Source organism: Serratia sp. FS14 (assembly GCF_000695995.1).
In the GTDB taxonomy this organism is placed as follows: Bacteria; Pseudomonadota; Gammaproteobacteria; order Enterobacterales; family Enterobacteriaceae; genus Serratia; species Serratia nematodiphila.
The window spans coordinates 1381555-1393688 of record NZ_CP005927.1 but is presented as its reverse complement, the minus strand read 5'-3'; the positions used below and the strand labels follow the sequence as shown (position 1 = coordinate 1393688).

The 12134-nt window shown below is 59.3% G+C and carries 8 protein-coding genes; 4 read left to right on the top strand and 4 right to left on the bottom strand.

Annotated elements, in window-relative coordinates; genetic code table 11:
* Nucleotides 1–289 precede the first annotated feature (289 nt).
* From lpxP to L085_RS06355, 3 genes are all read left to right on the top strand, one after another.
* Nucleotides 290–1210 carry a kdo(2)-lipid IV(A) palmitoleoyltransferase gene (gene lpxP / locus L085_RS06365; RefSeq protein ID WP_044030347.1) on the top strand — a complete coding sequence of 307 codons (921 nt, stop codon included), beginning with the start codon at nucleotides 290–292 and terminating at the stop codon, nucleotides 1208–1210.
* Between the two features lie 115 nt (nucleotides 1211–1325).
* Nucleotides 1326–2021 (top strand): CTP synthase, encoded by a 696-nt coding sequence (locus L085_RS06360; RefSeq protein WP_226988574.1) that lies wholly within the window; start codon nucleotides 1326–1328, stop codon nucleotides 2019–2021.
* A gap of 701 nt (nucleotides 2022–2722) precedes the next feature.
* On the top strand, nucleotides 2723–6661 hold the full coding sequence (locus L085_RS06355) for a non-ribosomal peptide synthetase (RefSeq protein ID WP_044030345.1): 3939 nt from the start codon (nucleotides 2723–2725) through the stop codon (nucleotides 6659–6661).
* Nucleotides 6662–6702: 41 nt separating this feature from the next.
* Here L085_RS06355 and L085_RS06350 read toward each other — a convergent pair whose 3' ends face one another.
* On the bottom strand, nucleotides 6703–7392 hold the full coding sequence (locus tag L085_RS06350) for an LrgB family protein (protein WP_004936833.1): 690 nt from the start codon (nucleotides 7390–7392) through the stop codon (nucleotides 6703–6705).
* The gene (locus tag L085_RS06345; protein WP_004936830.1) at nucleotides 7385–7807 is read right to left on the bottom strand and encodes a CidA/LrgA family protein; all 423 of its coding nucleotides are present in this window, start codon (nucleotides 7805–7807) and stop codon (nucleotides 7385–7387) included. The genes L085_RS06350 and L085_RS06345 overlap by 8 nt, the downstream gene beginning before the upstream one ends.
* Before the next feature lie 139 nt (nucleotides 7808–7946).
* Between L085_RS06345 and L085_RS06340 the strand changes: the two genes are divergently transcribed.
* Entirely contained in the window at nucleotides 7947–8834 is an 888-nt protein-coding gene (locus L085_RS06340; RefSeq protein ID WP_044030344.1) for a LysR family transcriptional regulator, read from the top strand.
* Nucleotides 8835–8908: 74 nt separating this feature from the next.
* On the opposite strand, the gene L085_RS06335 is transcribed toward L085_RS06340, so the two are convergent.
* Both L085_RS06335 and L085_RS06330 read right to left on the bottom strand, forming a co-directional pair.
* Nucleotides 8909–10558, bottom strand: a complete 1650-nt coding sequence (locus tag L085_RS06335; protein WP_004936822.1) for a Na+/H+ antiporter — start codon at nucleotides 10556–10558, stop codon at nucleotides 8909–8911.
* 197 nt (nucleotides 10559–10755) lie between these two features.
* A complete protein-coding gene (locus tag L085_RS06330; RefSeq protein WP_004936819.1) occupies nucleotides 10756–12117 on the bottom strand; it encodes an NCS2 family permease in 1362 nt (453 codons plus the stop codon).
* Between the last annotated feature and the right edge of the window lie 17 nt (nucleotides 12118–12134).

Below are 12134 nucleotides of genomic sequence, written 5' to 3'. Positions count from 1 at the left end.
ATCGTCAATCCAGAGGCAATGCGAATGAGAATATTCGCATGCCTCTCTTCCTCTGAACCCCGTATCCTGTGTTAACATACGCATTCCTAGAGCCGCCTCCGCTGGCCAACAGCTATCCCTCCGAAGCCTGATAGCAGCGCAAACCGCCCTTCGAATGTAAATGTTTAGTCAATTATGGAATTCTGACTAAACCCTGGCCGTCCCCGGGTGTCTGAGTCGTTGTATCGCTATCGAGTGGATCCTTTATGCGCTACAGGTTGCTACCCCCCTAACGCATAAACGAGCTGCTATGAAACGCCAAAAGAGATTTCAACTTTCCTTGCTGCACCCGCGCTACTGGCTGACCTGGTTCGGTCTGGCCCTGTTGTTCCTGCTGGTGCAACTCCCCTACCCGCTGCTTAACCGTCTTGGCGTATGGATGGGGCGCACCTCGATGCGCTTTCTTAAGCGTCGCGTCGCCATCACCCGTCGCAACCTAGAACTGTGCTTCCCCGAGATGGACGAAACACAGCGCGAGCGTAAAGTAGTGGGCAACTTTGAGTCCCTCGGCATGGGCCTGCTGGAAACCGGCATGGCCTGGTTCTGGTCGGATAAACGCGTTAAGCGCTGGTTTAACGTCTCCGGCATCAACCACCTCAAAATGGCGCAGCGTGACGACCGCGGCGTGCTGGTGATCGGCGTGCACTTTATGTCGCTTGAGCTGGGCGGCCGGGCAATGGGCCTGTGCCAACCGATGATGGCGATGTATCGCCCGCACAACAACAAGGCGATGGAGTGGGCGCAAACCAAGGGCCGCATGCGCTCCAACAAGGCGATGATCGATCGCAAGGATCTGCGCGGCATGGTGCACGCACTCAAGCGCGGTGAGGCGGTCTGGTTCGCGCCGGATCAAGATTACGGCCCGCGCGGCAGCGTATTCGCGCCGCTGTTCGCCGTCGATCAGGCCGCCACCACCAGCGGCACCTTCATGCTGGCGCGCATGGCCAACCCGGCGCTGGTGCCGGTGGTGCTGATCCGCCGTGAAGGCGGCCGCGGCTACGACCTGCTGATCCAGCCGGCCCTGGAAGACTACCCGCTCAGCGACGAACAGGCAGCGGCGGCTTATATGAACAAAGTGATCGAGAAAGAGATCATGCGGGCGCCGGAGCAATATCTGTGGCTGCATCGCCGCTTCAAAACCCGGCCGGTCGGCGCGCCGTCGCTGTACTGAGCCCCGTTTTCCAGCCCGGCCGACGCCGGGCTTTTTTGTGCGCCGCGTTTAAAAAATCTGCGGCTCAACATTTCGCTTTCCTGTAATCTCCTTCTTTACCCGCACAGGAAAGGAAATGATGAAAGCTCAAGTCCGCATTGCTCTGGTCGGTGATTACAACCCGCAAGCCGTGGCCCATCAGGCCATCCCCGTAGCGCTCCAGCTCACCGCCGCCCATCTCGACATCGACGTGCAGCCCCAGTGGCTACCGACCGAAACCCTGACCTCCCCCGATGTCCTGCAAGATTTCGATGCCATCTGGGTGGTGCCAGGCAGCCCATATTGTCACGACGACGGCGCCTTTATGGCGATCAGGCATGCGCGGGAAAACGACGTGCCGTTCCTCGGTTCCTGCGGCGGCTTTCAGTACGCCATCATCGAGTACGCCCGCAACGTGATGGGCTGGCACGATGCCGGCCATGCGGAAACCGACAGCGGTGGCCGGTTGGTGATCGCCCCGCTGAGCTGCTCGCTGGTGGAAAAAACCGGCGACATCGTTTTTCAGCCTGACACCCGCGTCGCGCAGGCCTACGGCAGCTTGAACACCCATGAAGGCTACCACTGCAACTTTGGCGTGGATCCGGACTTCGTCGCCGACCTTGAGCGCTTCCCGCTGATTATCAGCGGCCACGATGCCGAAGGCGACGTGCGCGCCATCGAACTGCCGGGGCGGCGTTTTTACGTCGCCACGCTGTTCCAATCAGAACGCGCTGCACTGCGCGGCGAGCTTTCGCCGCTGGTGGTGGAACTCATCAAAGCCGCCGTCTGCTAACCTGCTACCTCCCCGTAGGATCGAGCCGCAGCGAGACAGGGTTCTCGTTGCGTCTTTCATTTCGGGTATCACTCGGCATCAACGTTTCACATTTATTATCTCATTAAAGTTAATCCATTAATTGCCCAATAACGGATCATTCATCGCAGTTTAATTGAAACGTCATACTCCTATGAAAGTTAACAGCAGAATTACGAATAAAGAAATGCATGAAATCACAATAAGCTTTACTTCTTATTATTCATTATTATTTCTTTTATAATAATACAACATAAGAGATTCTTTATAATTTTTTATGATTCAGCCTGTTATCTCTTGCAGAGAAGCAACCGAACTTGCCCGCTGAGATACCACTCCGTTATCGCTTACGAAGCGCCTCAGCTCCGCCCTTTTTTGCCAAAAATAAAAATAACAAATAAAACAATAAATTACATTATTGCACTTACTAATATCACGCATAAAAGCCAGTCAATCGTGATTAACACGCCACAAAAGCAATGGCAAAAAAACCAGTTTAAAAATAAATAAAATACAAATCATTAACGCTAAAATCATTGCATTTATTATAATCAAATAAAACCATTAAAAATATTTAATGTGGAAACAGGCCAACTTAATAATCACCTTTTATAATGTTCGAGTGCTTGGCTGCGACTCACTTTATTTAATTCGATTCATTCCTTATTTGTGGAGGTGGTTCCGTGTCCGCTTATTCCCTGACGACCGTGCAACAAGCCGTGTGGCTAGACCAATCTTTAAACCCCGATATCCCCTTATATAACGTTGGGTGTTTATGGCGCGTAGAGCGCGAGATTTCGCTACCGCTTTTTCAAGAAGCCATACGGCAAATCCAGCAACAACATGATGCGTTGCAAACCACGCTGAAAGAAACGCCGCAAGGCATTACCCAGGAAACCTGCGACCGGGCCTATATCGACCTGCATTACCACGATTTTTCGCACAGACAAGATGCCATCAGCCTGGCGGAAACACACCTTCGTTCTCAATTCCTGCAGCCTTATTCACTGTATGACAGCCTGCTTTGGCGCTGCCACCTGGCCAAAGTCAGCGGCTCCAGCACGCTATGGCTGCTTGCTTCCCATCACCTGATTGCGGACGGCACCTCAATTTCCCTGCTGAGCAAAATGATCATGGAGCGCTATAAACAATTAAAAGCAGGGATAAAAAACGAAGCCCCCCGCTCGCGTTACCAAGACTTCGTCATCAGCGATCGCACCTACCAGCAGTCTCCACGCTACGAGCGCGATCGTGATTTCTGGTTGAAGCGTTTCATCGACGCGCCCCCCTCCATGCTGGAACGCCGCCAAAATCACTGTGAGCAACAAACCTACCCCAGCCATCAGATAATCAAGCGGTTGCCACGCGAGCGTTTCCTACAGTTGGAACAATACGCCACCGCGCAGGGCGGTTCTGCAATGCATTTTTTTAGCGCTTTGCTGGCCACCTGGTTCGCCCGGATTTGGCAAACCGATCAATTCACGCTGGGCGTGCCGGTACATAACCGCAGTACCGCTGAACATAAGCAGACATTGGGCATGTTTTCCTCGATGATCCCACTGCGCATCACGGTCGATTCACAGCAATCCTTCGGCCACTTACTGCGGCAAATCGGCAGCGAGCTGCGCCAGTGTTATCGTCACCAGCGTTTTCCTATTGCCGAACTCAACCGCCAGTTGAACCTGCATCAGCAGGAGCGGCGCCAGCTGTTCGACATCAGCTTTTCTCTGGAGGTTTTTCCGACCGACATCGAACTGGAAGGCAGCCAGTTCAAGGTGGAAAACCTGCACCACGGTCAGGAACAGCTGCCCCTCGGCGTCTACCTGCGCCATTACCATCCGGGCGACGACCCGCTGTTGGAGTTCAACTTCAATCAGGCCTGGTTCAGTCAGGAAGACGGTGAGCGCATCGCCGCCCGCATACTGCACCTGCTGAACACGCTACTGGACGGCGATCCGGCGCTGCCGCTGGGGCAGTTACCGCTGCTGTTGCCGCAGGAAAGACAGCAAATCTTCCATCAATGGAATGAAACCCGACAAACATGGGCAGACATGCCGCAAGGCGTACATCAATTCCTGGAACGGCAGGCCGCGCTGACGCCAGAAGCGCCGGCGCTGTGCTACGGGGACCACGAGATCAGTTATCAACAGCTGAATCAGCGGGCGAATCGATTGGCTGCCTTTCTCAGGCTGCAGGGATTACAGCCTGACGATCGCATCGCGGTATGCGTCAACCGCAGCCCGGATATGGTGATTGCCCTGTACGCCATCCTGAAGGCGGGCGCCGCCTATGTACCGCTCGATCCCGACTATCCACAAGACCGCCTGCGCCACATGCTGCAAGATTGCGGCGCCAGATTCGTTCTGATCGACGATGGCGGCGAACACGCGCTGCACCCGCTGCGCGATATCGCCGTGCCGCGATTGCATCTTCAGCGTGAGAGCCATCTATGGCGGCAAGCGCCGGATGGCAACCCGCCGCCGCTGGCCGCCGATCCACAACGCAGCCTGGCTTATGTGATTTACACCTCCGGCTCGACGGGGAAACCCAAAGGGGTGATGAACGAACACCGCGGGGTGATCAACCGACTCCTGTGGATGCAAAAGGCTTATACACTGACGTCGGATGATGTCGTGCTGCAGAAAACGCCGTTCAGCTTCGACGTCTCTGTCTGGGAGTTTTTCTGGCCGATGATGGTCGGCGCCCGGCTGGCCATCGCCAAACCGGGCGGTCACCAGGAACCGGATTATCTCAGTGCCTGCATCGCACAACATGGCGTCACCACACTGCATTTTGTCCCCTCTATGCTGCAACTGTTTCTGCGCCACGGCGATATGACGCAGTGCGCCTCCCTGAAACGCATCGTGTGCAGCGGCGAGGCGTTGCCGCTCGCTACGGTACAACGTTGCCTGCAGCAGTTACCGCAGGCGGAACTGCACAATCTCTACGGCCCGACGGAAGCCGCCGTAGACGTTTCCAGCTGGCAATGCCTGCCCGATGATCCTCGCCCACTGGTACCGATCGGTAAACCGATCGCCAATACCCAGCTCCATATTCTGGATGACCAACTGCAACCGTTACCGCCCGGCATCGCCGGCGAATTGCATATCGGTGGTATTCAGGTTGCCCGTGGTTATCTGAACCGCGCGGCGCTGAGCGCCGAGCGATTTATCGCCGATCCTTTCAGCGCCGAGCCGCAAGCTCGCCTGTATAAAACCGGCGATCTGGCCCGCTGGCTGCCGGATGGCAACATTGAGTATCTGGGCAGAAACGATTTCCAGGTCAAAATCCACGGCCTGCGCATTGAATTAGGCGAGATCGAGCAACAGCTCAGACAGTGTTCAGGGGTTGAAGACGCCGCCATTCTGGCACGGGAAGACGAAAGCGGCGGCAAGCGCCTGGTCGCCTATGTCATCGCCCCAGAGCAAACGGCCGACGCCGCCGAATGGCGTCGGAAATTGCAGCAACACCTGCCGGACTTTATGGTGCCGTCCTGTTTTATCCGGCTGGATGCTTTTCCGCTGTCGCCCAACGGCAAGCTGGATCGCAAAGCGTTACCAGCACCGGCCAACATGCAGGAAACCGCTGCTTATGAAGCCCCGCAAGGCGAGCAGGAACAGCAGTTGGCCGAACTGTGGAGCGAACTGCTGGGCACAACGCGCATTGGCCGCGACGATGATTTCTTCGCGCTGGGCGGCCATTCGCTGCACGCCATTCAACTGCTGGTTAAACTGAAGCGACACGGGCATTCGTTAGGCATTAAGACGCTGTTTGCTCACTCGACGCTGCGCGGCCAGGCCCGTATTCTCACCGACGGCGTGCCCGCAACGGCTCCAGCCACCTCCGCCCCCCTGCAGCAGCTGTTGACCCGTCTGAATCAAGCCAGTTTTACCTTTAAACAGGTAGAGCGCCTGAACCACGCCATCACCCCCGACAGCGTTTGGATGATCCATCCTGCCGTCACCGGTTGCGATGTTTATCGCGATCTGGCGAACTATTTAGAGAAAGATTTCAATGTGTTAGGCATCAACAATTACAACCTGTTCCAACAGCCGCACATCACTTCGCTACGCGAGCTGGCGGCGTATTATCTCGGCCATATGCGGCTGTCGCCGGCGCGCCCCGTCCGTCTGTTGGGTTGGTCGCTAGGGGGCCTGATCGCGCTGGAGATGGCCGCTCAACTGGAAAGCCAGGGCTATCGCGATATCCAACTGTTCCTGCTTGATACCTTCTACCGAACCCCATTCCAGATCCGCAGCGAGCCGGGCATGCTGGCGGCGATGCTGGCCATGTTGGGTATTGACGGCGAGGCCGCCGACCGGGCCTTAAAGGCAGAGCCGACGGAGCTGGCATTGGCGAAACAAACGCTCAGCGCACCGTTGCAACATGCACGCATCACGCTGTTCAAGGCGACCGAAGATGCAAATCTGAATATCACCGGCCTGGGCGATGAGCGTGAACTGCTGGCGATTGCCGACAATGGCCTGTCGGCAATCGGTCAACATCTGCAGGTGCATCCGTTGCCCTGCAATCATCACTCCATTATCTTCAGCCACGAGGAGATAGGACACGCCTTGCGGCAGTCATCGCGCACGCCGGCGATGCTCGGCAACCTTCCTTGACGCTCTACGGTCTGCGGCGCCGTTCGCCGCAGACCGCCTCCTCACCACATCAGCCGGCCGATCAGTGGCGCGGCCACCACCGTGATAATGCCGGCCAACATCATCACCAGGCTCGACACTACGCCCTCCTGCGGCCCCAGTTCATAGGCGCGGGCGGTGCCGGCGCCGTGCGACGATGCGCCAAATCCGGCCCCTTTCGCCAGGCGGCTGCGTACAGCCAGCCGCAAAAACAGAATGTCGCCCACCGCCATGCCGAACACCCCGGTGATCACCACGAACAGCGCCACCAGGTCCGGTTGGCCCCCCATCTGCTTGGCGGCCTCCAGCGCGAACGGCGTGGTGATCGACCGCACCGCCAGGCTGCGCTGCACCTCTTCCGGCAGCGTCAGCAGGCGCGCCAGCCACACCGAGCTGTACACCGCCACCAGCACTGCGGTCGTTACCCCGGCGGTCAGCGACAGCCAGTGGCGACGGATGATATGCAGGTTCTCGTACACCGGCACCGCGAAGGCGATGGTCGCCGGCCCCAGCAGCCACAGCAGCCAGTGGGTTTCACCGATGTAGTCCTGATAGGAGATGTGGGTGACCACCAGCAGCAACACCAGAATCATCGGCGTCAGCACCAGCGGCATCAGCAGCAACGTGCGGCGGCGGCGATAGAGTTTCTTGTTGGCGAAATAGAGCGCCAGCGTCGCCAGAAAACAGGCCAGGCTAAGGATGAAATCATTCATGGCGCTGCTTCCGCCGCTGCAGCCAAATCTCCAGCCGATACACCCTGTCCACCACCAGCCCGGTGGCGCCCAGCGTCAGCATGGTGCTGACCGCGATCACCAGAAAGATCTTCCAGCCTTCGACCATCAGCAGCTGGGCATAGTTGACCACCGCCACCACCGCCGGCACGAAAAACAGCAGCATTTCCGCCAGCAGCCAGCGGGAGCCGGCCTTGACCCAACTCAGCGGCAGAATGCGCAGCAGGATCAACGCCAGCAGCATCAGCATGCCGACGATATTGGCGGGGAGCGGCAGGTGGAATTGTTGCACCAGACGATCGGCGATCAGGAACAGCGCCGCATACAACGCCACCTGGATCGGCACCTGCAAACGGGTCAGCAGGGAGGGGGCAACGCGGCGTAACGCCAGAGACATGAAAGATGACCTCAAACAATAATTGACGGCCTACAGTATACGCAGCCGGGAAACCACGCCTGAAATGAATTAAAATTATCGACATCATGCCGTCCGGGAATAGTTTCCCGCCGGTAGCGTCCCCAAGGAGAACCCTAACGTGGATGTCCGCACCCTGCGCTACTTCGTTGAAGTGGTGCGCCAGCAAAGCTTCACCCGCGCGGCGGAAAAACTGTTCGTCACCCAGCCCACCATCAGCAAAATGCTGCGGCATCTGGAGGAAGAGCTGGAATGCACGCTGCTGATCCGCGAAGGCCGCAAGCTGCGCCTGACCGACAGCGGCCAGGCGGTGTACCAGCGCGGCCTGACGATCCTCGACGAGTTCCGCCAGTTGGAGGCGGAGCTGGAAGACATCAGCTCGGTGAAAAAGGGCGTGCTGCGGCTGGGCATTCCGCCGATGGTCGGCAGGCAGATCGCCGATCTGATCCGCCGCTTTCGCCAGACCTACCCCGGCATCGAATTGAAGATTTCCGAGCTGGGCGGGCTGTCGGTCGAACAGGCGGTGATGTCCGGCGAACTGGATCTGGCGATGACGGTGCTGCCCTTCGATTCAGCGCAGCCGCTGACCTTTCTGCCGCTGCTGGGCCATCCGATGTGCGTGGTGGCGCCGCGCACGCCGCAGTGGCTCAACCGCACCAGCATCAATATCGCCGAATTGGCCGACAGCCCGATCCTGATTTATAACGAAGACTTTGCGCTGTACAAGATGCTGATGAAGGCGTTTCGCCTGGCCGGCTTTGAACCGCAAATCGCGGTGCGCAGCGGCCAATGGGACTTTCTCGCCTCGATGGTGCAGGCCGGCGTGGGCATTGCCATGCTGCCGGAGCCGGTTTGTCGCTGGCTGGACAAGGAAAACCTGGTCTGGCTGCCGCTGGAGCCGCGCATGGAGTGGAAAATCGGCCTGATCTGGCGCCAGGGCAGCTACCTGTCGCACAGCGCGCAGGCCTGGATCGCCTGCTGCCGCGACTACTGGCCGCCGGTCAAGTAGCCAAAAAAAGGGCCGCACAGGCGGCCCTTCAGGATGGGGATAACGAGGAAAAACGTTTATTCCTCCCTCTGCATTTACCCCTCGCGCTCGATCAACAGCGCTTCGAGCAGGTCGAGATCGTGCAGCAGTTTTTGCAGCGTCTCGTTGCTGATTTTCTGCGTGGCGCGCAGGTGATACAGCTCGCCGCGCTCGGCGCGCAGCGCCGTCAGGCGGAAACGTCGCTCGAGGTTTTCCATCGCCAGCGCATTCTCGATATCGTCTTTCGACGCGATGCGCCGCCGCAGCATGCCCGTCACCCGCGAGCTGACCTCTTTCAACACCTGCGGATCGAGGTTTTCTTCGGTATCGGCAACCAGGCGCTCTTCCATTTTATTCACGCTCTCAATCGCCACTTCGGCCGCCATGGCGATCGCCATGCGCTCTTCCTGCTTGCTGGCGCTCTTGTCGGTGACCTGCACGCCGCGCAGCAGCAGCGGCAACGCCAGCACGCCGACGATCAACGACAGCAGGATCACCCCGGCGGCGATAAACACCAGCTGATAGCGCGCCGGGAAGGCGGTGCCGTCGCTCAGCAACAGCGGTATCGACAGCACACCGGCCAGGGTAATCGCCCCGCGCACCCCGGCGAACGACGCCACCCACAGCTCACGCGTGCTGTAATCGCCGAACTGCAGCGGACGCTTTTTCATAAAGCGGTTGCTGGCCTTCTTCATCACCCACAGCCAGGTGAAACGCAGCACCAACAGCGCGGCGTAGATGGTGGCCACGTCGGCGAACAGGTACCAGGTCTGGATGGTCGGATCCAGCTCCGCCTGCAGGATGGAGGTTTCAAGAATGCCCGGCAGCTGCAGGCCCAACATGATGAACACCATGCCGTTGAACACGAATTCCAGCATCGCCCACACGCTGTTGGCGCGCAGGCGCATCGCCAGCGGCGCGTTGCGGATCACGCCGGACTGGCTGATGGTCATCCCCGCCGCCACCGCCGCCAGGATGCCGGAAACGCCGATATGTTCGGCGATCAGGTAGGACGCGAACGGCAGCAGCAGCAGGAACACGATCTGGGTCGCCGGATCGTCGCCGCTCCAGCGGCTCATCACCCGCAGCGATTTACTGTAGGTCCAGGTGACCGCCACGCCGGCCAGCAGGCCGCCGATCGCCACTTTGAGGAATTCAAGGGTCGCGCCGCCCACGGTGAACACCATGGTGCCCATCGCCACCGCGATGGCGAACTTGAGCGACACCAGGCCGGAGGCATCGTTCATCAGCGCCTCGCCCTCGAGCACGCCCATGATCGGCTTGGGGATCCGCCCTTTGCCGACGATGCCGGACAGCGCCACGGCATCCGTCGGCGACAGCACCGCCGCCAGAGCGAAGGCCGCCACCAGCGGAATGCCCGGCACCATGGCGTAGATCAGATAACCGACGCCGACCACGGTGATCAGCACCAGCACCAGCGCCAGGCCGAGAATTTCACGCCCGTGATGCAGGAATTCGCGCGTCGGCGTTTTCCAGCCGTCGGCAAACAGCAGCGGCGGGATGAACAGCACCAGGAACAGTTCGGGATCAAAATCGACGTGCAGCCCGAAATGCGGCCAGGCCAGCAGGGCGCCGATGGCGATTTGCATCAGCGGCAGCGGCACCTGGAACGGCAACATGCGCGTCACCACCCCGGACAGGGAGACCACCAGGATCAAAATGAGGATTGTAAAAAAGATTTCCATGCTTTCCTTAGACTCTACGATTCAGACGACATCGGCTCAGGGCCTGCGTTGGTCACGATAGTAGATCACTTTTTTTACAGCCGTTAAAGCTTGTTGTGCCTTTCAAAACGCGGTGCAGAGCAGAAGAAGACTTATCTTAAGAAGGGAATTGCCGTAACAGGCTCCCCCGCCCGGCGGGCGAGGGAAACCCAAGCGGCTTAAATCGCCCAGCCGCCGGCGTAGAACGCCACCAGCGCCACGGCGATCAGCACGGTGCCAATGTTCAGCTTGCGCCATTCGCCGGAGAAGATGCGGCCGATGACCAGCGAGCTGAAGCCCAGCATGATGCCGGTGACGATGTTGCAGGTCAGCACGATGAACACGGCGCACAGCAGGCCGGCCATCGCGTCGACGAAGTCGTTGAAGTCCAGCTTGGTGACATTGCTCAGCATCAGCAGGCCGACGTACATCAGCGCCGGCGCGGTGGCGTAAACCGGCACCAGATAGGCCAGCGGCGACAGGAACAGGATCAGCAGGAACAGAATGCCGACCACGGTGGCGGTCAGGCCGGTCTTGCCGCCCGCGGCGGTGCCGGCGGCGGACTCGATGTAAACCGCAGCGGGCGCGGCGCCCACCAGGCCGGAGAAGATGCTGCTCAGGGAATCCGAGGTCAGCGCCTTGCCGCCGTTGATGATCTGCCCGTCTTTATCCAGCAGGTTGGCCTGCCCGGCCACCGCGCGGATGGTGCCGGTGGCATCGAACACCGCGGTCATCACCAGCGCCAGCACGCTCGGCAACACCACCGGCTGCAATGCGCCCATGATATCCAGGCTGAAGATCAACGATTTGCCGTCAGCGTCCGCCAGGCTCGGCATGGCGAACAGCCCCTGGTATTTCACCGCCGGGTCGAAGATCAGGCCGATGATGGAAATGGCGATGATCACCAGCAGAATGCCGCCGGGCACGCGCAGTTTCTCCAGGCCGAAGATCACCGCCAGGCCGACCAGCGTCATGACGACCGGGAAAGAGGTGAACGCGCCGAGCGCCACCGGCAAGCCATCCAGCGGGTTCTTCACCACCAGGCCGACGCCGTTGGCGGCGATCAGCAGCAGAAACAGCCCGATGCCGATGCCGGTGCCGTGCGCCACGCCCATCGGCAGGTTGCGCAGGATCCAGGCGCGGATGCCGGTGACCGAGATAATGGTAAACAGCACGCCCATCAGGAACACCGCGCCCAGCGCCACCGGAATGCTGATGTGCTGGCCCAGCACCAGGCTGAAGGCGGTAAAGGCGGTCAACGAGATCGCACAGCCGATGGCCATCGGCAGGTTAGCCCACAGCCCCATCAACAGCGACCCCAGACCGGCCACCAGGCAGGTGGAGACAAACACCGCCGCCGGCGGGAAACCCGCTTTGCCCAGCATGCTCGGCACCACGATCACCGAGTACACCATCGCCAGGAAGGTGGTCAGCCCCGCCACCACCTCCTGACGCACGCTGCTGCCGCGCGCGGAAATTTTAAAATAGCCATCAAGCCCGCCGGTTGGTTTTGCGGCGTGGTTCGCTTGAGAGTTCGACATAGGTTACTTCCCCTGTG